This is a genomic window from Dactylosporangium thailandense, assembly GCF_059739745.1.
Genome location: NZ_AP029195.1, coordinates 4,156,120 through 4,181,519, shown reverse-complemented (window position 1 = coordinate 4,181,519; position 25,400 = coordinate 4,156,120). Strand labels below are relative to the sequence as shown.

1 protein-coding gene and 1 pseudogene (1 of these 2 running past the window's edge) are annotated in these 25,400 nt (G+C 75.0%); both read left to right on the top strand.

Annotation, left to right across the window (positions count from 1 at the left end):
- Positions 1-94 precede the first annotated feature (94 nt).
- Positions 95-21,301: pseudogene (locus tag AC6JBM_RS18165) on the top strand (SDR family NAD(P)-dependent oxidoreductase); the annotation flags it as partial.
- 253 nt (positions 21,302-21,554) lie between these two features.
- Positions 21,555-25,400 carry the beginning of a type I polyketide synthase gene (locus AC6JBM_RS18160; protein WP_497986486.1) on the top strand. 23,160 nt of this gene lie beyond the right edge of the window, so 3,846 of the gene's 27,006 nt are visible here — the first part of the coding sequence; it begins with the start codon at positions 21,555-21,557; the stop codon falls past the right edge of the window.

The following is a 25,400-nucleotide window of genomic DNA, read 5'->3' as shown; positions in this document are numbered from 1 at the left end:
ACGCGCGGGCGCGGGACACACATGACGTCTGCATATTCTCGGAGTGGGTGCGTCCATGGCTGATGACGAGAAGCTTCTCGAGAATCTCAGGTGGGTCACCGGCGAGCTGCGGCAGGCGCGCACCCGCGTGCGCGAGCTCGAGGCCGAGGCCCACGAGCCGATCGCCATCGTCGGCATGGGATGCCGCTACCCGGGCGGGATCGAGACGCCCGAGCAGCTGTGGGACTTCGTCGCGGCCGGCGCCGACGCGGTGGGCCCGTTCCCGGAGGACCGCGGCTGGGACCTGGCGGCGCTGTACGACCCGGACCCCGACCACGCCGGCACCTCCTACGCGAACCAGGGCGCGTTCCTGCACGGCGCCGGGGACTTCGACGCCACCCTGTTCGGCATCTCCCGGCGCGAGGCCCTCGCCATGGACCCGCAGCAGCGGCTGCTGCTCGAGGTCTCGTGGGAGGCCTTCGAACGCGCCGGGATCGACGTGTCGACCCTGCACCGCAGCCGTACCGGCGTCTTCGTCGGCACCGCCGGCCAGGACTACGCCACCGTGCTGCGCAACCCGCCCGAGGGTGTCGAGGGGTACGTCCTCACCGGCACCGCCGCCAGCGTCATCTCGGGCCGGCTGGCGTACACGTTCGGCTTCGAGGGCCCCGCCGTCACCATCGACACCGCCTGCTCGTCGTCGCTGGTCGCCCTGCACCTCGCGAGCCAGGCGCTGCGCCGCAACGAGTGCTCGCTCGCGATCGCCGGCGGCGTCACCGTGCTCGCCACCCCCGGCGCGTTCGTCGAGTTCTCCCGCCAGCGCGGCCTCGCCGCCGACGGGCGCTGCAAGTCCTTCGCGGCCGCGGCCGACGGTACCGGCTGGGCCGAAGGCGCCGGCGTCCTCGTCCTCGAGCGCCTGCGCGACGCCCAGCGGCTCGGCCACCCGATCCTCGCCGTCGTGCGCGGCTCCGCCGTGAACCAGGACGGCGCCAGCAGCGGGCTCACCGCCCCGAACGGCCCGTCGCAGCAGCGCGTCATCCAGCAGGCCCTCGCCGATGCCCGGCTCACGACCGCGGACGTCGACGTCGTCGAGGCGCACGGCACCGGCACCCGCCTCGGCGACCCCATCGAGGCGCAGGCGCTGCTGGCCACCTACGGCCAGGACCGGGACCGTCCACTGTGGCTCGGCTCGGTCAAGTCGAACATCGGGCACACGCAGGCCGCGGCCGGGGTCGCGGGCGTCATCAAGGTGGTCCAGGCGCTGCACCACGGGATGCTGCCACGGACCCTGCACGCGGCCGAGCCGACGCCGCACGTGGACTGGGACGCGGGGGCGGTGTCGCTGCTCAACGCGGACGTGCCGTGGCCCGCGGCGGAGCGGCCGCGCCGGGCCGGGGTGTCGTCGTTCGGCATGAGCGGTACCAACGCGCACGCCATCATCGAGGAGCCGCCCTTGGGCGAGTCCGGCGAGGTGGCCCCGGCCGCATCCCTGCCGGTGACGCCGGTCGTGCTCTCCGGCGCGGACGAGCGGGCCCTCGCCGGGCAGGCCGCGCGCTGGGCCGGCTGGCTCCGGGACGCTCCGGCGGTGGCGCTCGCGGACATCGGATGGTCCTCGGTCGCGTCGCGGTCGGCGCTCGACCATCGCGCCGTGGTCCTGGCCTCCGACCGGGACGGGCTGCTGGCCGGATTGTCCGACCTCACCGGCGCGGTGGTCGGCGTCGCGACCCCGGAGCGCCGGATCGGTGTGCTGTTCTCGGGCCAGGGCGCCCAGCGGGCCGGGATGGGTTCGACGCTCGACTTCCCGGTGTTCAACCGGGTCTATGCCGAGGTGCGGTCCCATTTCGGTGAGTTGCCGGATGAGCGGATCGACGAGACGGAGGTCACGCAGCCGGCGTTGTTCGCGATCGAAGTCGCGTTGTACGAGCAGTTGAAGGCCTGGGGTCTTCAGCCGGCGGTGGTCGGTGGTCACTCGATCGGTGAGTTGGTCGCGGCGTATGTGGCTGGGGTGTGGTCGCTGGAGGATGCCTGCAAGGTGGTGGCGGCCCGGGCCCGGCTGATGCAGGCGCTGCCGGCTGGCGGGGGAATGCTCGCGGTTGGTGCGCCGGTTTCTCAGGTCCCTGATGGTGTGTCGGTGGCGGCGATCAATGGGCCGAACTCGTGGGTGTTGTCGGGTCCGGCGGACCTGCTTCCCGAGTTCCCCGGGGTCCGCACCAGCCGGCTGCGGGTTTCGCACGCGTTCCACAGCGCCTTGATGGACCCGATGCTCGAAGAGTTCCGCGCGGTTCTCGACACCGTCACCTTCAATGCGCCGCAGCTGCCGATCGTTTCCAATGTCACCGGCGGGCTGATCACCGAGTTCGACGCCGACTACTGGGTGCGGCACGTTCGTGGCACGGTGCTGTTCGCCGACAACGTGACTGCCATGCGCGCCGAAGGGGTCGACACCTTCGTCGAGGTCGGGCCGGACGCGATCCTGGTGCCGCACCTGCCGTCCGACGACGCGGTCGTGGTCGCCTCGCTGCGGCGCGACCGCGACGAGGCCGAGTCGCTCCTGCGGGCCGTCTCCGGGCTGTTCGTCGCCGGGGTCGACATCGACTGGCGCGCGGTCCTCGGCGGCGGGCGGAAGATCGACCTGCCGACCTACGCGTTCCAGCGTGAGCGCTACTGGCTGGAGAACACGGCCGTCCGGAACCTCTCCGGCGCCGGCCACCCGCTGCTCGACTCGGTCATCCGGGTCGCCGGCGACGACGTCGTGCTCGCGACCGGGCGCCTCTCGCTCGCCGCCCAGCCCTGGCTCGCCGATCACGTCGTCGGCGGGGCCGTGGTCGTGCCCGGCACGGCGCTGGTCGAGATGGTGGTCCGGGCCGGGGACGAGGTCGGCGCGGGCGCCCTCAGCGAGCTGACCCTCCTCAACCCCCTGGTCCTGCCGCAGACCGGGGGCGTGACCGTCCAGATCCAGGTGGGCGAGACCGTCACGGTGTACTCCCGCCAGGACGACGACCCCGGCTGGACCCGCCACGCCGAGGGCACGTTCGGCGGCGCGGACACCCCCGCCCCCGCGCTCGCCTGGCCCCCGGCGGCCGCGGCCGAGGTGCCCGTCGACGACTGGTACGCGCACACGACCGTCTCCTACGGCCCGGCGTTCCAAGGCCTGCGCCGCCTCTGGCGCGGCGACGGCGAGGTCTACGCCGAGGTCGCCCTGAGCGGTCCGGCCGCCGACACGGCGGGCGCTTTCGCGGTGCACCCGGCGCTGCTCGACGCCGCCCTGCACCCGGTCGGCCTGCTCGACCCCGCGGCCGGGTTGCCGTTCGTGTTCGGCGGGGTCCGCATTCACGCCACCGGTGCTGCGGCGCTGCGGGTGCGGGTCCGTGGTGATGCCGAGTCCGGGTTCGAGGTCGTCGCGGCCGACGAGTCCGGCCAGCCGGTCGTGTCCATCGACCGCGTCGTGCTGCGCGAGGTCGCCGCCGGCCCGGTCACCGACCGGGCCGCGTCCCGCTGGCTGTTCGAGCTGGACTGGCGGCCCCGCGAGGTCGGCCCGGCCGAGCTTCCCGCCGACGTGGACGTGTGGCGGGTGGCTCCCGGGACCTCGATGGGCCTGGTGCTGGAGCGGGTGCGGGAGACGCTGGCCGGCTCGGGGCGCCTGGTCGTGGTGACCGAGGGCGCGGTCGGCCGGATCACGGACCTCGACGCCGCGTCGGCGTGGGGCCTTGTCCGCTCGGCCTCCTCCGAGCATCCCGGCCGCTTCACGTTGGTCGACGGCGACGCGGCACCCGAACTGCTGGGCGGCCTGATCGCGGCCGGGATCGGCGAGGCGGCGGTCCGGGACGGCTCGGTGCTGGTGCCGAGCCTGACGCGAGCCGCGGGCCTGGAGACGCCGGACGGACTCTGGCGGCTCGAGAACCGGGGCGCCGGCACGGTCGAGGGCGTGGACCTCGTCGGCTACTCGCGCGCCGAGCTCGGCCCGGACGAGGTGCGGGTCGAGGTCCGCGCCGCCGGGCTCAACTTCCGTGACGCGCTCATCGCCCTCGGCATGTACCCCGACCCGGCCGCGACGATGGGCAGCGAGGCCGCCGGCGTGGTGGTCGAGGTCGGCTCGCACGTCACCGGCCTGGCCGTCGGCGACCGGGTCATGGGCGTGTTCGACGCGGCGATCGGGCCGGAGGCCGTCGCGGACCGCAACCGCGTGGCCCGCTTCCCGGCCGGCTGGACGTTCGCGCAGGCGGCCTCGGTACCGGTCGTCTTCCTCACGGCCTACTACGGTCTGCGGGACGTGGCAGGCCTGGCGCCCGGCGAGTCGGTGCTGATCCATGCCGGCGCCGGCGGCGTGGGCATGGCCGCGATCCAGCTGGCGCATCACTGGGGCGCGACGGTGTACGCCACCGCGAGTCCCGCGAAGTGGCCCACGGTCCTGGGTCTGGGTGTGGACGAGTCCCGGCTGGCGTCGTCGCGGACGACGGAGTTCGAGGCGAAGTTCGCGCCGGGCGTGGATGTCGTCCTGAACGCGTTGACGGGCGAGTTCATCGACGCGTCGCTGCGGCTGCTGCCGCCGGGTGGCCGGTTCGTGGAGCTGGGCAAGGCCGACCTGCGCGACCCGGCCGGTGTTACCTACACGGCCTTCGACCTCGGCGACGTCCCGGGTCCACGCATCCAGGAGATGCTGACCGAACTCGTCGCCCTCTTCGAGCACGGCGTGCTGGACCCGCTGCCGATCCAGGCCTTCGACGTCCACAAGGCCCCCGACGCCCTGCGGACGCTCTCCCAGGCCAGGCACATCGGCAAGGTCGTGCTGACCCTGCCCCGCCGCTGGGATCCGGACGGCACGGTCCTCATCACCGGCGGCGGGACCATCGCCGGCGTCATCGCCCGGCACCTGCTCGACAGCGGGACGGTCGCCCGGGTGGTGCAGGCCTCCCGGCACGGCGACGTCGTGTGCGACGTGCGCGACCGCGACGCCGTGTTCGCGCTCGTCGACTCGATCCCGGACCTGACCGCCGTCGTGCACACGGCCGGCGTGCTCGCCGACACCCTGATCGAGTCCATGACCGCCGACGACCTCGACACCGTCGCCGGACCCAAGGTCGACGGCGCCCGCCACCTCCACGAGGCCACCGCGGACCGCGACCTGGCCGGGTTCGTCCTCTTCTCCTCCCTCGCCGCCACCATCGGCAGCCCCGGCCAGGGCAACTACGCGGCCGCCAACGCCTACCTCGACGCCCTCGCCCAGCTGCGCCACCAGCAGGGCCTCCCCGCGACCAGCCTCGCCTGGGGCATGTGGGCGCAGACCGGCGGCATGAGCGCCGGCCTCGACGCCGGCGCGCAGGGACGTCTCTCGGCCGGCGGCATGGTCCCGCTGGAGGCCGACCAGGGCGCGGCCCTCTTCGCCGCCGCCGTGCGCTCCGGCCGGCCGTTGCTGATCCCCGCCCGGCTGGAGGCCCCGCGCCCCGGCGCGGCGGTGCCCCCGATGCTGCGCGACGTGTTCGGTACCGCCCGCCCCCGCGCCCAGGCCGCCCCGGCGACGACCACGACGCTGACCGACCGGCTCACCGGACTCGCCCCCGCCGACGCCCAGCGGCTCGTCGTCGACACCGTCTGCGCCCAGGCCGCCCTGGTCCTCGGCCACGGCGGCGGCGCCGCGATCGCGGCCACGCGGGCCTTCAAGGACCTCGGCTTCGACTCGCTCACCTCGGTCGAGCTGCGCAACCGCCTCGCGACGCTGACCGGCGTCCGGCTGCCGGCCACCCTCGTCTTCGACCACCCCACCCCGAGCCGGCTCGCCGCGCACCTCCTGCGGGAGCTCGACCTGACCACCGCCGACGCGCTCCCGGCCGCCCCGGCCCCGGCGTCGGCACCCGCGGACGACCCGATCGTCGTCATCGGCATGGCGTGCCGCTTCCCGGGCGGCGTCACCACGCCGGACGAGCTGTGGAACCTCGTGCGCGACGGCGTGGACGCGATCGACGGGTTCCCGGCCGACCGGGGCTGGGACCTCGACCGGCTCGGGGACGCCTCCCACACCCGGCGGGGCGGGTTCCTGCGCGACGCGGCCCTGTTCGACCACGCGTTCTTCGGCATCAGCCCGCGCGAGGCGCTGGCGATGGACCCGCAGCAGCGGCTCCTGCTGGAGACCACGTGGGAGGCCTTCGAGAACGCCGGCATCGACCCCGCCACCCAGGCGGGCCGCCCGACGGGCGCGTTCATCGGCGCGGCCTCGTCGAACTACGCCGCCGGGGCCGAGCAGACCGCCCTCGACGGGCACCTGCTCACCGGTACCGCCGGCAGCGTCGCCAGCGGCCGCCTCTCCTACGTCTTCGGGCTCGAAGGACCGGCCGTCACCGTCGACACCGCGTGCTCGTCCTCGCTCGTCGCCCTGCACCTCGCCGCCCAGTCGCTGCGGCAGGGGGAGTGCACCCTGGCCGTCGCGGCCGGAGCGGCGATCATGGCCACGCCCGGCATGTTCACCGAGTTCTCCCGCCAGGGCGGCCTGTCCACCGACGGCCGGTGCAAGTCGTTCGCCGGCGCCGCGGACGGGACGGGCTGGGCCGAGGGCGTCGGCGTGCTCCTCGTCGAGCGCCTCTCGGACGCGCGGCGGCTCGGGCACCCGATCCTCGCCGTCGTCGCCGGCTCCGCGGTCAACCAGGACGGCGCCTCCAACGGGCTCACCGCCCCGAACGGCCCGTCGCAGCAGCGCGTCATCCGCCAGGCCCTCGCCGGCGCCGGGCTCGAACCGTCCGATGTGGACGCCGTCGAGGCCCACGGCACCGGCACGGTCCTCGGCGACCCGATCGAGGCCCAGGCCGTCCTCGCCACCTACGGCCAGGACCGCCCCGGCGACCGCCCGCTGTGGCTCGGCTCGATCAAGTCGAACATCGGGCACGCCCAGGCCGCCGCCGGGGTCGCCGGCATCATCAAGATGATCCTGGCCATGCGCCACGGCGTGCTCCCGCGGACCCTGCACGTCGACGAGCCCACGCCCCACGTCGACTGGACCGCCGGCGCCGTCGCGCTGCTCACCGAGCCGCAGGCGTGGCCATCGTCGGACCGGCCCCGCCGGGCCGGGGTCTCGTCGTTCGGGATCAGCGGCACCAACGCCCACGTGATCCTCGAAGAGCCGCCCGCCGCCGACGTCGCCCCGGCGGCGGAGCCGTCCCCGGTCGGGCTGGTGCCGTCGGTCGTCCCGCTGCCCGTCTCCGGCCGCGGCGAGGCCGCGCTGCGCGCCCAGGCCGCCCGGCTGCACGCCGCCCTCGCCGGCGAGCCCGGACTCGGACTCGTCGACCTCGGCCACTCGCTCGCCGCGACGCGCGCCCGGCACTCGCACCGGTCCGCGCTCGTCGTGCGGACCCGGGACGAGGCCGTCGACGCGCTCGCCCGGCTGGCGGGGGAGCCGGCCGCCGCCGAGTCCGCCGAGGACCCGGGGCCGATCGTCTTCGTGTTCCCGGGCCAGGGCTCGCAGTGGGAGGGCATGGCCGTCGACCTGCTCGACGCCTCGCCGGTCTTCCGGGACCGCCTCCACGCGTGCGCCGCGGCCCTCGCCCCGCACGTCGACTGGGTGCTCGAGGACGTGCTGCGCGGCCGGCCCGGCGCGGCGTCCCTCGACCGGGTCGACGTCGTCCAGCCGGCCCTGTTCGCGGTCATGGTCTCCCTCGCCGAGCTCTGGCGGGCCTGCGGGGTCCGGCCGGACGTCGTCGTCGGGCACTCGCAGGGCGAGATCGCCGCGGCCTGCGTCGCCGGGGCCCTGTCCCTCGAGGACGCGGCCCGGATCGTCGCCGTGCGCAGCCGCGCGCTGGTCCCGCTCGGCGGCCGCGGCGGGATGCTCGCGGTCTCCGTGTCCGAGGCGGACGCGGCCGCGCTGATCGAACCGTGGGGCGACGAGCTGTCGATCGCGGCGGTGAACGGTACCGCCGCCGCCGTCGTCTCCGGCGCCCTCGAAGCACTGTCGGCGCTCGAAGCGGTCTGCGCCGAGCGGGACATCCGGTTCCGGCGGCTGCCCGTCGACTACGCCTCGCACTCCGCGCAGGTGGAGCCGGTGCGCGACGAGCTGCTCGCGGCCCTCGCCGGCGTCGAGCCGCGCCCCTGCGACATCGCGTTCTACTCGACGGTCACCGCCGGGCTCGCCGACACCGGGTCGCTCGACGCCGCGTACTGGTACGAGAACCTCCGCCGCCCCGTCCGCCTCCAGCCGGTCGTGAGCCGCCTCATCGAGGCCGGCCACCGCGTCTTCGTCGAGGTGTCCCCGCACCCGGTGCTCAAGGCCGGCCTCCAGGAGGACCTCGACGCCGCCGCCGGCCTGGCCGTCGGCTCGCTGCGCCGGCACGAGGACGGCGCCCGGGAGCTGATGACGAACGCCGCCGAGCTGTTCGCCCACGGCGTCGACATCGACTGGACCGCGCTGTTCGCCGGCTCCGGCGGCCGCCCGGTGCCGCTGCCCACGTACGCGTTCCAGCGGGAGCGCTTCTGGCTGGCCGCGGGCGGGCTCGGCGACGTGTCGGGCGCCGGCCTGGGCGTCACCGGCCACCCCCTGCTCGGCGCGGTCGTGTCGGTCGCGGGCGACGGCGGCGTGCTGCTCACCGGCCGGCTGTCGCTGGCGGCCCAGCCCTGGCTCGCGGACCACGTGGTCGGCGGCGCGGTCGTCGTGCCCGGCACCGCGCTGGTCGAGATGGTGGTACGGGCCGGGGACGAGGTCGGCGCGGCCGCCCTGGACGAGCTGACCCTCCTGGCGCCGCTGGTCGTGCCGCCGACCGGCGGGGTGACCGTGCAGATCCACGTGGGCGAGACCGTCACGGTGTACTCCCGCCCCGACGACGACCCCGACTGGACCCGCCACGCCGAGGGCACCTTCGGCGCCGCGGACGGCCCGGCCCCCACGTTCGCCTGGCCCCCCGCCGGCGCGGCCGACGTGCCCCTGGACGACTGGTACGCCCGCTCCGCCGTCTCCTACGGGCCGGCGTTCCAGGGCCTGCGCCGCCTCTGGCGCACCGGCGACGCGGTGTACGCCGAGATCGCCATCGACGGTCTCGCCATCGACGCGTTCGCGATCCACCCCGCGCTGCTGGACGCCGCCCTGCACCCGATCGGCCTGCTCGACCCCGCGGCCGGGTTGCCGTTCGTGTTCGGCGGCGTCCGCATTCACGCCACCGGTGCTACGGCTCTGCGGGTGCGGGTCCGCGGCGATGCCGAGTCCGGGTTCGAGGTCCTCGCGGCCGACGAGTCCGGCCAGCCGGTCGTGTCCATCGACCGCGTCGTGCTGCGCGAGCCCGCCGAGGACCGTACGGCCGACCGGTGGGTCTTCGAGCTGGACTGGCAGCCGCGCCCGGTCGACCCGGCCGAGCTTCCCGCCGACGTGGACGTGTGGCGGGTGGCCCCCGGGACCTCGATGGACCTGGTGCTGGAGCGGGTGCGGGAGACGCTGGCCGGCTCGGGCCGCCTGGTCGTGGTGACCGAGGGCGCGGTCGGCCGGATCACGGACCTCGACGCCGCGTCGGCGTGGGGCCTGGTGCGGTCGGCGTCTTCGGAGCACCCCGGCCGCTTCACGTTGGTCGACGGCGACGCGGCACCCGAGCTGCTGGGCGGCCTGATCGCGGCCGGGATCGGCGAGGCGGCGGTCCGGGACGGCTCGGTGCTCGTGCCGAGCCTGGCCCGGTCGGCGGGCCTCCCGGCGCCGGACGGACTCTGGCGGCTCGCGAGCCTGGGCGCCGGAACCGTGGACGGCGTCGGGCTCGTCGGCTTCGACCGCCCGGCCCTCGACGCCGGCCAGGTGCGGGTCGAGATCCGCGCCGCCGGGCTCAACTTCCGTGACGTGCTCATCACGCTGGGCATGTACCCCGACCCCGACGCGGTCATGGGCAGCGAGGCGGCCGGTGTGGTCGCCGAGGTCGGCCCCGGCGTCACGGATCTGGCCGTCGGCGACCGGGTCATGGGCATGTTCGACGGCGCCGCCGGCCCGGAGGCGATCACGGCCCGCGACCGCCTGGTGCGGATTCCGGCCGGCTGGACGTTCGCGCAGGCGGCGTCGGTACCGGTCGTCTTCCTCACCGCCTACTACGGTCTGCGAGACCTCGCTGGCCTCTCCGACGGCGAGTCGGTGCTGATCCACTCCGGGGCCGGCGGCGTGGGCATGGCCGCGATCCAGCTGGCCCACCACTGGGGCGCGACGGTGTACGCCACCGCGAGCCCGGCGAAGTGGCCCACGGTCCTGGGTCTGGGCGTCGACGAGTCCCGGCTGGCGTCGTCGCGGACGACGGAGTTCGAGGCGAAGTTCGCGCCGGGTGTCGATGTCGTCCTGAACGCGTTGACGGGTGAGTTCATCGACGCGTCCCTGCGGTTGCTGCCGCCGGGCGGGCGGTTCGTGGAGCTGGGCAAGGCCGACCCGCGCGACCCGGAAGGCGTCCGGTACAACGCCTTCGACCTGGGCCACGTGCCCGGCGCCCGCATCCAGGAGATGCTCCTCGACATCGTCGGCCTCTTCGAGCGGGGCGTGCTGGACCCGCTGCCGATCCAGGCCTTCGACGTCCGCAAGGCCCCCGACGCGCTGCGGATGCTGTCTCAGGCGCGGCACACCGGCAAGCTCGTGCTGACCCTCCCGCGCCGCTGGGACCCGGACGGCACGGTCCTCATCACCGGCGGCGGGACCCTCGCCGAGGTCATCGCCCGGCACCTGCTCGACAGCGGGACGGTCGCCCGGGTGGTGCAGGCCTCGCGGCACGGCGACGTCGTGTGCGACGTGCGCGACCGCGACGCCGTGTTCGCGCTCGTCGACTCCATCCCGGACCTGACCGCGATCGTGCACACCGCCGGCGTCATCGGCGACACGCTCGTCGAGTCGATGACGCCCGACGACCTCCGCACCGTCGCCGGCCCGAAGGTGGACGGGGCCCGGCACCTGCACGAGGCCACCGCGCACCGTGACCTGGCCGGGTTCGTCCTCTTCTCCTCGATCGCCGCCACCCTCGGCAGCCCGGGACAGGGCAACTACGCGGCCGCCAACGCCTACCTCGACGCCCTCGCGCACCACCGGCGGCAGCAGGGCCTCCCGGCGACCAGCCTCGCCTGGGGCCTGTGGGAGCGGACCAGCGCCATGACCGCGCACGTCAGCGAGCGCGCCGTCGCCGCGATCACCGACGCGCAGGGGGTCGCGCTGTTCGACGCCGCCCGGCGGGCCGACGCGCCGCACATGGTGCTGCTGCCGTTGTCGGGGAAGCGTTCGGCGGTACCGGAGGATCAGATCCCGCCGCTCCTGCGTGACCTGGTCCGGGGCCGAGGCACCCGCCGCCGCGTCGCCGCCGCGGCGGACACGGCCTCGGCCCGCGACCGGCTGGCCGCGCTCGCCCCCGACGAGCGCCGCGCCCGGCTCGTCGAGCTGGTGTCGGCCGCCGCCGCCTCGGTGCTCGGGTTCTCCTCCGCCGAGCTCCTCCAGCCGCACCGGCCGTTCAAGGACATCGGCTTCGACTCCCTCACCTCCGTCGAGCTGCGCAACCGGCTCGGCGCCGCGACCGGGCTGCGGCTGCCGACCACGCTCGCCTTCGACTACCCGACCCCGGCCGCGCTCGCCGAGCACCTCGACCGCGAGATCGCCGGCGCGCCGGCCGAGCAGCGGCCGGTGCTCGTCGCCGCGGCGACCGACGAGCCCATCGCGATCGTCGGCATGAGCTGCCGCTTCCCCGGCGGTGTCGGCTCGCCCGACGACCTGTGGGACCTGGTGTCGTCCGGCACCGACGCGATCGGCGACTTCCCGGCCGACCGCGGCTGGGGCGTCGAGGCCGTCGGGGACGGGGCGATCCGGCAGGGCGGGTTCCTGCACGACGCCGCCGACTTCGACGCCGAGTTCTTCGGCATCAACCCGCGCGAGGCCCTCGCCATGGACCCGCAGCAGCGGCTGCTGCTCGAGGGCTCCTGGGAGGCGATCGAACGCGGCGGGATCGACCCGACAAGCCTGCGCGGCACCCGAACCGGCGTGTTCGTCGGCCTGATCTACCACGACTACGCGTCGCGGGCCACGGGCGGGTCGGGCGAGCTCGACGGGTACATCGGCAACGGCAGCGCGGGCAGCATCGCGTCGGGCCGGATCGCGTACACCTTCGGCCTGGAAGGCCCGGCCGTCACCGTCGACACCGCGTGCTCGTCCTCGCTCGTGGCGCTGCACCTGGCCGCCCAGTCGCTGCGGCACCACGAGTGCGACGCCGCCCTCGTCGGCGGCGTCACCGTCATGTCGACGCCGGGCATGCTCGCCGAGTTCGCGCGGCAGGGCGGCCTCTCGCCCGACGGCCGCTGCAAGGCCTTCGGCTCCGGCGCCCGGGGCACCGGCTTCGCCGAGGGCGTCGGCATGCTGCTCGTCGAGCGGCTCTCCGACGCCCGCCGCCACGGCCACACCGTCCTCGCCGTCGTGCGCGGCTCGGCCATCAACCAGGACGGCGCCAGCAGCGGCCTGACCGCCCCGAACGGCCCCGCACAGCAGCGGGTCATCCGGCAGGCGCTCGCCACCGCCGGGCTGGCCCCGTCCGACGTGGACGCCGTCGAGGCCCACGGCACCGGCACGACGCTCGGTGACCCCATCGAGGCCCAGGCGCTGCTCGCCACCTACGGCCAGGATCGCGAACACCCCCTGTACCTCGGCTCCGTCAAGTCGAACATCGGCCACGCGCAGGCCGCCGCCGGAGTCGCCGGGGTCATCAAAATGGTCCTGGCGATGCGGCACGGGGTGCTGCCCCGGACCCTGCACGTCGACGAGCCGACGACGCACGTGGACTGGTCGGCCGGGCGGGTGGCGCTGCTGGCCGAGCCGCAGTCGTGGCCGGCCCTCGACCGCCCGCGCCGCGCCGCCGTGTCGTCGTTCGGCATCAGCGGCACCAACGCCCACGTGATCCTGGAGTCCGTCGAGCAGCCGGCTCCCGAGCCGGTGGAGGCTTCCGCGTTGGTGCCGTTGGTGGTGTCGGCGCGTTCGGCGGAGGCGGCGCGTGCGTATGCCGATCGTCTGACCCCGGGTGCGGACACGGGTCGTTCGCTGCTGTCGCGGGCCCGGTTCGACCACCGCATGGTCCTGCTGCCCGGCGAACCGGTGACGGGCACGGCCACAACTCGCCGGGTCGGCGTCGTGTTCTCGGGCCAGGGCGCCCAGCGGCCCGGCATGGGTGCCGGCCTCGACTTCCCGGTGTTCAACCGGGTCTACGCCGAGGTGTGTGCGCATTTCGGTGAGCTGCCGGATGAGCGGATCGACGAAACCGAGGTCACGCAGCCGGCGTTGTTCGCGTTCGAAGTCGCGTTGTATGAGCAGTTGAGGGCGTGGGGCCTCACCCCGGCGGTCGTTGGCGGCCACTCGATCGGTGAGCTGGTCGCGGCATATGTAGCCGGTGTCTGGTCGCTTGAGGACGCGTGCAGGGTGGTGGCGGCCCGGGCGCGGTTGATGCAGGCGCTACCGCCCGGCGGGGGAATGCTCGCGGTCGGAGCGCCCGTTCACCAGGTCCCGGATGGTGTTTCGGTAGCGGCGATCAACGGGCCGAACTCGTGGGTGCTGTCGGGTCCCGCCGATCTGCTGCCCGAGTTCCCCGGGGTCCGGACGAGCCGGCTGCGGGTTTCGCATGCGTTCCACTCGGCGTTGATGGAGCCGATGCTCGAAGAGTTCCGCGCCGTCCTCGACACCGTCACCTTCAACCCGCCACAGATTCCGATCGTTTCGAACGTCACCGGTGGGCTCATCGCCGAGTTCGACGCCGACTACTGGGTGCGGCATGTGCGTGGGACGGTGCTGTTTGCCGACAACGTCGTCGCCATGCGGGACGCCGGGGTCGACACCTTCGTTGAGGTCGGGCCGGACGCGATTCTCGCGCCGCACCTGCCGGCCGATGACGCCGTGGTTGTCGGCACGTTGCGGCGGAATCGGGACGAGGGCGAGACGCTGCTGCGGGCCGTCGCCGAGCTGTTCGTGGCCGGCGTCGACATCGACTGGAGCACCACCTTCACCGGTGGGCGAGCCGTCGAGCTGCCGACCTACGCGTTCCAGCGGCGGCGCTACTGGCTGGAGAGCACGGCCGTCGGCGATGTCTCCGGGGCGGGGCTGGGCGTGACCGGCCACCCGCTGCTCGGCGCCGTCATGTCCGTGGCCGGCGACGGTGGCGTGGTGCTGACCGGGCGGCTCTCGGTCGCGGCTCAGCCCTGGCTCGCCGATCACGTCGTCGGCGGGGCCGTGGTCGTGCCCGGTACCGCGCTGGTCGAGATGGTGGTGCGGGCCGGGGACGAGGTCGGCGCGGTCATGCTCGACGAGCTGACGCTGGTCGCGCCGCTCGTGCTGCCGTCCGCCGGGAGCGTCGCCGTCCAGGTGCGCGTCGGTGAGGCGGACGCGACGGGCCGGCGCTCGGTGACGGTGCACTCGCGCCTCGACGACGGCGACGAGTGGACGCGGCACGCCGACGGGTCGCTCGGCGCCGCCGACGACCGCGGGACCTCCTTCGAGCGGCCGGCCGACGCCGCGGAGGTGCCGATCGGCGACTGGTACACGCCCGGCGCCGTCACCTACGGCCCGACGTTCCAGGGGCTTCGACGGGTCTGGCGCGGCGGCGACGCCGTCTACGCCGAGGTCGCGCTGCCCGCCCCGGCCGGCTCGTTCGCCGTGCACCCGGCACTGCTCGACGCCGCGCTGCACGCCATCGCCTTCCTCGGCCACGACGGCCCCGCGGGCGACGGCGCCTGGCTGCCGTTCGTGTTCGGCGGGGTCCGGGTCCACGCCGCCGGCGCCACGGCCCTGCGGGTCCGCGTCCGCGGCGACGTCGCCACCGGGGTCGAGGTCGTCGCCGTCGACGAGACCGGGCAGCCGGTCGTGTCCATCGAGCGGGTCGTGCTCCGCGCACTCACCGCCGACCTCACCGCCGACCGTACCGCCGGCCGTTGGCTGTTCGAGCTCGGCTGGCAGCCGCGCGAGGTCGACCCCGCCGGGCTCCCCGCCGATGTGGACGTGTGGCGGATGGCCCCCGGCACCTCGATGGAGCTGGTGCTGGAGCGGGTGCGGGAGACGCTGGCCGGCCCTGGCCGCCTGGTCGTCATGACCGAGGGCGCGGTCGGCCGGATCACCGACCTCGCGAGCGCGTCCGCGTGGGGCCTGGTGCGCTCGGCGTCCGCCGAGCACCCCGGACGCTTCACGCTGGTCGAGGGCGCCGCCGCCCCCGAGCTCCTCGGCGGCCTGATCGCGGCCGGCATCGGCGAGGCCGCGGTGCGGGACGGCTCGGTCCTCGTCCCGGCCCTGGCCCGAGCCGGCGGCGGCCTGGAGGCGCCCGACGGGCCGTGGCGGCTCGTGAACCTGGGCGCCGGGACCGTCGAGGGCGTCGGGCTCGTCGCCTGCGAGCGCCCGGACCTGGAGGCCGGCCAGGTGCGGGTCGAGGTCCGCGCCGCCGGGCTCAACTTCCGTGACGTGCTCATCGCCCTCGGCATGTACCCCGTCCCCGGCGCCGTGATGGGCATCGAGGCCAGCGGCGTGGTCACCGAGGTCGGCCCGGACGTCACCGACCTGGCCGTCGGCGACCGGGTCATGGGCATGTTCGACGGCGCGATCGGCCCCGAGGCGATCACGGCCCGCGACCGCCTGGTGCGGTTCCCCTCCGGCTGGACGTTCGCGCAGGCGGCCTCGGTACCGGTCGTCTTCCTCACGGCCTACTACGGTCTGCGGGACGTGGCAGGCTTGGCGCCCGGCGAGTCGGTGCTGATCCATGCCGGGGCCGGCGGCGTGGGCATGGCCGCGATCCAGCTGGCGCATCACTGGGGCGCGACGGTGTACGCCACCGCGAGTCCCGCGAAGTGGTCCACGGTCGTCGGGCTGGGTGTGGACGAGTCGAGGCTGGCGTCGTCGCGCACGACGGAGTTCGAGGCGAAGTTCGCGCCGGGTGTCGACGTCGTCCTGAACGCGCTGACGGGCGAGTTCATCGACGCGTCGCTGCGGCTGCTGCCGCCGGGCGGGCGGTTCGTGGAGCTGGGCAAGGCCGACCCGCGCGACCCGGAAGGCATCGCCTACCAGGCGTTCGATCTCGGCGACGTCCCGGGTCCACGCATCCAGGAGATGCTGCTCGACATCGTCGCCCTGTTCGAGCGCGGCGCCCTCCGGCCCCTGCCCGTCCACGCGTTCGACGCCCGGCGCGCCCCCGACGCGCTGCGCACCCTGTCGCAGGCCCGCCACATCGGCAAGCTGGTGCTGACCCTGCCCCGCCGCTGGGACCCGGACGGCACGGTCCTCATCACCGGCGGCGGCGCCCTCGCCGAGGTCATCGCCCGGCACCTGCTGGACAGCGGGACCGTGGCCCGGGTCGTGCAGGCCTCGCGCCACGGCGACGTCGTGTGCGACGTGCGCGACCGCGACGCGGTGTTCGCGCTCGTCGACTCGATCCCGGACCTGACCGCCGTCGTGCACACGGCCGGCGTCATCGCCGACACCGTCGTCGAGTCCATGACCGCGGAGCAGCTCGACGCGGTGCTCGGGCCGAAGGCGGACGGGGCCCGGCACCTGCACGAGGCCACCGCCGGCCGTGACCTGGCCGGGTTCGTCCTCTTCTCCTCGATCGCCGCCACCCTCGGCAGCGCCGGCCAGGCCAACTACGCGGCCGCCAACGCCTACCTCGACGCCCTCGCCCAGCTCCGCCACCAGCAGGGCCTGCCCGCCACGAGCCTCGGCTGGGGCCTGTGGGCGCAGACCGGCGGCATGACCGCCGGCCTCGACGCCGGGGCTCGCGGCCGCATGTCCTCCGGCGGCATCGGGGCCCTGGAGCCCGCCCAGGGCACCGCCCTGTTCGACGCGGCCGTCCACTCGGGACGCCCCGCGCTCGTCGCCGCCCGCCTGGAGGCCCCGCGCGACGGCGCCCCGGTGCTCCCGATCCTGCGAGACCTGTTCGGCAGCGGACGACCCCGCGCCCGAGCCGGCCGCCCCACGGGCACGGACCTGGCCGACCGGCTCGCCGGCCGCGCCCCGGACGACGCCCGGCAGCTCGTCGTCGACACCGTCTGCGCCCAGGCCGGGCTCGTTCTCGGCGGCGGCACCGCGATCGCGGAGACGAAGGCGTTCAAGGACCTCGGCTTCGACTCGCTCACCTCGGTCGAGCTGCGCAACCGCCTCGCGACGCTGACCGGCCTGCGGCTGCCGGCGACGCTCGTGTTCGACTACCCGACGCCGAGCCGGCTGGGCGCGTACATCCTGGACCAGCTGCGACCCAGTGAACCCTCCGCGAGCACGATCCGGCCCGCCGCGCCGGCCCCCGCGGACGACCCGATCGTCATCATCTCGATGGCGTGCCGCTTCCCGGGCGGCGTCACCACGCCGGACGAGCTCTGGGCCCTGGTCGACGACGGGGTGGACGCCATCGACGGGTTCCCGGCCGACCGGGGCTGGGACCTCGACCGGCTCCGCGACACCTCCCACACCCGGCGGGGCGGGTTCCTGCACGACGCGGCCCTGTTCGACCACGCGTTCTTCGGCATCAGCCCGCGCGAGGCCCTGGCGATGGACCCGCAGCAGCGGCTCCTGCTGGAGACCACGTGGGAGGCCTTCGAGAACGCCGGCATCGACCCCACCACCCAGGTCGGCACCCAGACCGGCACGTTCGTCGGCCTCATCCACCACGACTACTTCACCCAGCTCACCGGCTCCGCGGCCGAGGTCGAGGGGTACGTCGCGAACGGCTCCGCCGGCAGTGTGGCCTCGGGCCGGGTGGCGTACGTGTTCGGCCTCGAAGGCCCGGCCGTCACCATCGACACCGCCTGCTCGTCCTCGCTGGTCGCCCTGCACCTCGCCGCCCAGTCGCTGCGGCAGGGGGAGTGCGATCTCGCCCTCGCCGGCGGCGTGACGGTGATGGCCACCCCGGGCGCCTTCGAGGAGTTCTCGCGGCAGCGCGGCCTCTCGGCGGACGGCCGCTGCAAGTCGTTCGCGGGCGCCGCGGACGGCACCGGCTGGTCCGAGGGTGTCGGCGTCCTGCTCGTGGAGCGGCTCTCGGACGCGCGGCGGCTCGGGCACCCGGTCCTCGCCGTCGTTGCGGGCTCGGCCATGAACCAGGACGGCGCCTCGAACGGTCTGACGGCCCCGAACGGCCCGTCGCAGCAGCGGGTCATCCGCCAGGCCCTCGCCAGCGCGGGGCTGGACCCGTCCGACGTGGACGCCGTCGAGGCCCACGGCACCGGCACGACCCTCGGCGACCCGATCGAGGCCCAGGCGCTGCTGGCCACCTACGGGCAGGACCGCGACCGGCCGCTGTGGCTCGGCTCCATCAAGTCGAACATCGGGCACGCCCAGGCGGCCGCGGGCGCCGCGGGCATCATCAAGATGGTCATGGCCATGCGCCACGGCGTCCTGCCGCGGACCCTGCACGTGGACGAGCCGACCCCGCACGTGGACTGGTCGGCCGGCTCGGTCTCGCTGCTGACGGAGGCGCAGCCGTGGGCCGCGACCGACCGTCCGCGGCGAGCCGGCATCTCGTCCTTCGGGATCAGCGGCACCAACGCCCACGTGATCCTGGAGTCCGTCGAGCAGCCGGCTCCCGAGCCGGTCGAGTCCTCCTCCCTGGTGCCGCTGGTGGTGTCGGCCCGTTCGGCGGAGGCGGCGCGTGCCTATGCCGATCGCCTGACCCCGGGTGCGGACACGGGTCGCTCGCTGCTGTCCCGCGCCCGTCTCGACCACCGGCTGGTCGTGCTGCCGGGTGAGACGGTGACGGGTGTAGCCACGGCCCGCCGGGTCGGGGTGCTGTTCTCGGGCCAGGGCGCCCAGCGGGCGGGCATGGGTTCCACGCTTGACTTCCCGGTGTTCAACCGGGTGCACGCCGAGGTGCGTGCGCACTTCGATGAGCTGCCGGATGAGCGGATCGACGAGACCGAGGTCACGCAGCCGGCGTTGTTCGCGATCGAGGTGGCCCTCTACGAGCAGTTGAAGGCGTGGGGCCTCAACCCGGCGGTCGTTGGCGGGCACTCGATCGGTGAGCTGGTCGCGGCCTACGTGGCCGGGGTGTGGTCGCTTGAGGACGCGTGCAAGGTGGTGGCGGCCCGGGCGCGGCTGATGCAGGCGCTACCGGCCGGCGGGGGAATGCTCGCGGTCGGAGCGCCCGTTCACCAGGTCCCGGACGGTGTCTCGGTGGCGGCGATCAACGGGCCGAACTCGTGGGTGTTGTCGGGTCCGGCGGAGTTGCTGCCCGAGTTCCCGGGGGTGCGGACCAGTCGGCTGCGGGTTTCGCATGCGTTCCACAGCGCGCTGATGGAGCCGATGCTGGAGGAGTTCCGGGCGGTCCTCGACACGGTCACGTTCAACCGGCCGCAGATCCCCATCGTTTCCAATGTCACCGGTGGGCTCCTCACTGAGTTTGATGCCGACTATTGGGTGCGGCATGTGCGCGGCACGGTGTTGTTCGCCGACAACGTGGCCGCGATGCGGGCCGAAGGGGTCGACACCTTCGTCGAGGTCGGGCCGGACGCCGTTCTGGTGCCGCACCTGCCGGCCGATGACGTTGTCGTCGTCGGCACGTTGCGGCGGAACCGGGACGAGCCCGAGACGCTGCTGCGGGCCGTCGCCGAGCTGTTCGTGGCCGGCGTCGACATCGACTGGAGCACCACGTTCACCGGCGGGCGGGTCGCCGGGCTGCCGAACTACGCCTTCCAGCGGGAGCGGTTCTGGCCCGCGCCCGCGCCGAAACCCGCCGAGGACGACTCCTTCTGGGCCGCCGTCGACCGCGCCGACATCGGCGAGCTCGTCGCGCAGCTCGGCGAGCACACCCGGGCCTCGCTCGACACGCTCGTGCCGGCCCTGTCGTCGTGGCGGCAGCAGCGCGGGCGGGGGAAGGTCCTGGACTCGTGGTCGTACCGCACCGAGTGGACCCCGCTGCCCGCCCCGGCCGGCGCCACGCTGACCGGCCGGTGGCTCGTGCTCGGCGACGCCGGAGACACCGCCGACATCGCCGCCGACCTGCGCGCGGCCGGAGCCGCCGTCGACACCGACGCGGGCACGCTCGGCGACCTCGGCGGCGTGGTCCTGGTCGAGCCGAGCCCGGGCGAGCTGCTGGACCTGCTGCGCCGGCTCGACTCGGACGGGTCGGGCGCGAAGGTCTGGTGCGTGACCCGGCGTACCGATGCCGAATCGAGCGTCCTGTGGGGACTCGGCCGGGTCGTCTCGCTCGAGCAGCCGGCCCGATGGGGCGGGCTCATCGACCTCCGCGACGGCGGCGGCATCGCGGGCGTGCTCGCCGGCGGGCGCGAGGACCAGGTCTCGGTCCGCGGACCCGAGGTGTTCGGGCGGCGGCTCGTGCGGGCGCCGCTGGCCACCGAGCAGTCCTGGACGCCGACCGGCACCGTGCTCATCACCGGCGGCACCGGCGCGCTCGGCGGCCGGATCGCCCGCTGGGTGCTCGGCAACGGCGCCGACCGGGTCGTGCTGCTGTCGCGGCAGGGCGGCCACGCGCCCGGCGCCGACGAGCTCACCGCGCTCGGCAAGGTCGACATCGTCCAGTGCGACATCGCCGACCGCGACGCCCTCGCCCGGGTCGTCGACCCGATCACCGACCTCAGCGCCGTCGTGCACGCGGCCGGCATCCAGGGCGAGTCGATCCCGGTCGCCGAGCTGACGGCGGCTCAGCTGGCGGCGGTACTGCGCCCGAAGGTGACCGGCGCCCTCAACCTCGACGCCGTGACGCGCGACCGGCACCTCGACGCGTTCATCCTCTTCGGCTCGATCGCCGGCACCTGGGGCAGCGCCGGCCAGGCCGCCTACAGCGCCGCCAACGCGGCCCTCGACGGGCTCGCCGCCGACCGCCGCGCCCGCGGCCTCCGCGCGACCTGCGTCGCCTGGGGACCCTGGGCCGACGGCGGGATGGCGACCCCCGAGGCGCAGGAGCATCTGCTGCGCCGCGGCCTCGCGGCGATGGACCCGGACCTCGGCGTCGCCGCGCTCGCCCAGGCCGTCGGGCGGGACCTGACCTCCGTGACCGTCGCCGACGTGCGCTGGGACCGGTTCGCGCCCGCGTTCACGTCGGCCCGGCCCCGCCCGCTCATCGAGGACCTGCCCGAGGTCCGGGACGTGCTCGCCGCGGCCGCCGCGGACGGCGACGGCGCGGCCCAGCTGCGCGACCGGCTCGCCGGGCTCGGCCGGCCGGACCAGGACCGGCTGCTGACCGACCTGGTGCGGACCGAGGCCGCGGCAGTCCTGCACGCCGGCGCCACGACCGTCGACGCACACCGCGCGTTCAAGGAGCTCGGGTTCGACTCGCTCACCGCGGTCGACCTGCGCAACCGGCTCAAGTCCGCGACCGGGCTGAGCCTGCCGACCACCCTCGTCTTCGACCACCCGAGCCCGGCCGCCCTCGCCGCCCACCTGCGCGAGCAGCTGCTCGGCGCCGACGCCGAACCCGCCGACGCGGCCGAGGCCGAGCTGCGCCGCGTCCTGGCCACCATCCCGATCGCGCGGTTCCGCGAGGCGGGCCTGCTCGACCTCGTCCTCCAGCTCGGTTCGGGTACCACCGCCGACACCGACCCGGCGGCCGAGCCGGGCGAGCTGATCGACGAGATGGACACCGACAGCCTCGTGCGGCTCGCGCTGGAAAGCGCCGAGTCCTGACCACCGTTGAAGTTCGGAGCGCATGATGTCCAAGCCGGACGACAAGGTCGTAGAAGCACTTCGCGCGTCGCTGAAGGAGGCCGGGCGCCTCAAGCAGCTCAACCAGCAGCTCATCGCGAAGTCCCGGGAGCCCATCGCGATCGTCGGGATGGCCTGCCGGTACCCGGGCGGCGTCTCGACCCCGCAGCAGCTGTGGGACCTCGTCGCGGCCGAGGGCGACGCCATCGGCGGGTTCCCGGCCGACCGCGGCTGGGACCTGGAGGCGCTGCGGGCCGGCGGCGGTGACGAGGCCGGCACGTCGCACACGAACCAGGGCGGTTTCCTGTACGACGCCGCCGACTTCGACGCCGGCTTCTTCGGCATCAGCCCGCGCGAGGCCCTCGCCATGGACCCGCAGCAGCGGCTGCTGCTGGAGACGGCGTGGGAGGCGTTCGAGGCGGCCGGGATCGCGCCCGGCTCCGTCAACGGCCACCAGACCGGCGTCTTCGTCGGCACCGCCGCCACCGGCTACGGCCTCGGCGCCGACGGCGACATCGACGGCGTCGACGAGGGCTACATCATGACCGGCAGCGCGACGAGCGTCGTGTCCGGCCGCGTCGCCTACACCCTCGGCCTCGAGGGCCCCGCGATCACGATCGACACCGCCTGCTCGTCCTCGCTCGTCGCGCTGCACCTCGCCGTCCAGGCGCTGCGCCAGGGCGAGTTCGACCTGGCCCTCGCCGGCGGCGTCACCATCATGTCCACGCCCGGCCCGTTCGTGGGCTTCTCGCGGCAGAACGGCCTGGCCCGCGACGGCCGATGCCGCTCGTTCGCGGGATCCGCCGACGGTACGGGCTGGGCCGAGGGCGTCGGCCTCCTCCTCGTCGAGCGCCTCTCCGACGCGCAGCGGCTCGGGCACCCCGTCCTCGCCGTCGTGCGAGGCAGCGCGATCAACCAGGACGGCGCCTCGAACGGGCTCACCGCCCCGAACGGCCCTGCCCAGCAGCGGGTCATCCGCCAGGCCCTCGCCAACGCCGGCCTGAGCGCCGCCGACGTCGACGTCGTCGAGGCGCACGGCACCGGCACCCGCCTCGGCGACCCCATCGAGGCCCAGGCGCTGCTCGCCACGTACGGCCAGGACCGCCCCGGCGACCGCCCGCTCTGGCTCGGCTCGATCAAGTCGAACATCGGCCACACCCAGGCCGCCGCCGGGGTCGCCGGCATCATCAAGATGGTCATGGCGATGCGCCACGGCGCCCTGCCCCGCACCCTGCACGTGGACGAGCCCACCTCGCACGTCGACTGGGCCGCCGGCGCCGTCTCCCTGCTCGCCGAGGGCCGCGACTGGCCCGCGCTTGACCGTCCCCGCCGCGCCGCCGTCTCCTCGTTCGGGGTGAGCGGCACCAACGCGCACACGATCCTCGAGCAGGCCCCGGCCGCCCCGGCCGCGGAGCCGCCGGCCGAGACGCTCGCCCTGCCCGCCGTGCCGGTCATCCTGTCCGGGCGCGGCGAGCGCGGGCTCGCCGGTCAGGCGGCGAAGTGGGCGAGCTGGCTGCGCGACGACCCGACCGCGCCCCTCGCCGACCTCGGCTGGTCCTCGGTGGTGGCGCGCTCGCCCCTGGAGCACCGCGCCGTGGTGCTCGCCGCGGACCGCGACCGGCTCCTCGCCGGCCTGTCCGACCTCACCGGCGCGGTGGTCGGCGTCGCGGCCCCGGAGCGCCGGGTCGGGGTGCTGTTCTCGGGCCAGGGCGCCCAGCGGCCCGGCATGGGCGCCGGCCTGGACTTCCCGGTGTTCAACCGGGTCTATGCCGAGGTGTGTGCGCACTTCGGTGAGCTGCCGGATGAGCGGATCGACGAAACGGAGATCACGCAGCCGGCGTTGTTCGCGATCGAAGTCGCGTTGTACGAGCAGTTGAAGGCCTGGGGCCTGCGGCCGTCGGTGGTCGGTGGGCACTCGATCGGTGAGCTGGTTGCGGCGTATGTGGCCGGGGTGTGGTCGCTGGAGGATGCCTGCAAGGTGGTGGCGGCCCGGGCGAGGTTGATGCAGGCGCTGCCGGCCGGCGGGGGAATGCTGGCGGTTGGTGCGCCCGTCGAGGATGTGCCTGAGGGCGTGTCGGTGGCGGCGATCAACGGGCCGAACTCGTGGGTGTTGTCGGGTCCTGCCGAGCTGCTTCCTGAGTTCCCTGGGGTTCGGACCAGTCGGTTGCGGGTTTCGCATGCGTTCCACTCGGCGTTGATGGAGCCGATGCTGGAGGAGTTCCGCGCGGTCCTGGACACCGTCACCTTCAACCCTCCGCAGATCCCGATCGTTTCCAACGTCACCGGCGGGCTCATCGCCGAGTTCGATGCCGACTACTGGGTGCGGCATGTGCGCGGCACCGTCCTGTTCGCCGACAACGTGGCCGCCATGCGCGCCGAAGGCGTTGACGCCTTCGTCGAGGTCGGGCCGGACGCGATTCTCCTGCCGCATCTGCCGGCCGACGAGGCCGTGGTGGTTGCCTCGCTGCGGCGGAACCGGGACGAGGGCGAGTCGCTGCTGCGCGCCGCGGCCGAGCTGTTCGTGGCCGGCGTCGACGTCGACTGGCGGGCCGTGTTCGGCGACGGGCGGCGGGTCGTCCCGCTGCCCACCTACGCCTTCCAGCGCGAGCGCTACTGGCCCTCGGCCGTCGCCGCGCCCGCCGAGGCCGAGGACGCCTCGTTCTGGTCCGCCGTCGACCGCTCCGACGTCGGCGAGCTCGTCGCGCAGCTCGGTGAGCACACCCGCGCGTCGTGGGACGTGCTGCTGCCGGCGCTGAGCTCCTGGCGGCAGACCCGCGGCCGGAGCCGGACGATCGACTCCTGGACCTACCGCGTCGAGTGGGCCGCCCGCGGCGCCGCGGCGACGGGCGCGGCCGTGCCCGAGGGCAGCCGGTGGCTGCTCGTGGCCGGGGACGACACGGACCTGGCCGACCGGGTCGAGGCCGAGCTGACCCGGCGGGGCATGGTGGTCGAGCGGGAACCCGGCGGCGACCACGCGCGGGTGGTGTGCGTGTCCCCGTCGGCCGCGGACGTGGCCGCCCTCGTCAACGAGCGGCCCGAGACCCCGATGTGGATCGTCACGCGGCGCGCCGTGGCCGTCGGTGACGGCGACCCGGCCGTGGACGTCGACGCCGCCGCCGTCTGGGGGCTCGGGCGGGCGATCGCGCTCGAGCGGCCGGGGGCCTGGGGCGGGCTGCTCGACCTCCCGACGCAGCCGAACGAACGCGGCTGGACCGCCGCCGGCGACGTGCTCGCCGGGGACGGCCACGAGGACCAGGTCGCCATCCGCGACTCCGGGACGTTCCACCGGCGGCTGGTGCGGGCCGCCGCGGGCACCCGGGCCGAGTGGCGGCCGACCGGCACGGTGCTCATCACCGGCGGCACCGGCGCCCTCGGAGCCCGGGTGGCGCGGTGGGCCGCGAGCAACGGCGCCGCCCACGTGGTGCTGACCAGCCGGCGCGGCGAGGCGGCCCCGGGCGCCGCCGAGCTGCGCGACGAGCTCGCGGCGCTCGGCACGGGCGTCTCGATCGTCGCGTGCGACATCAGCCGCCGCGACGACGTGGTCCGGCTCCTCGCCGGGCTGGCCGACCTGCCGATGCTCACCGCCGTCGTGCACGCCGCCGGCGTGAGCCACATCAAGCCCCTCGCCGACCTGGAGCCGGGCGAGCTGGCCGAGGTCATGGCCGCGAAGGTCGACGGCGCCCGCTGGCTCGACGAGCTGCTCGGCGACGCCCCGCTGGACGCGTTCGTCCTCTTCGGCTCGATCGCGGGCACGTGGGGCAGCGGGGGCCAGGCCGCGTACAGCGCGGCGAACGCGGCCCTCGACGGGCTCGCCGCGAGCCGCCGGGCGCGCGGCCTGCGGGCGACGTGCGTC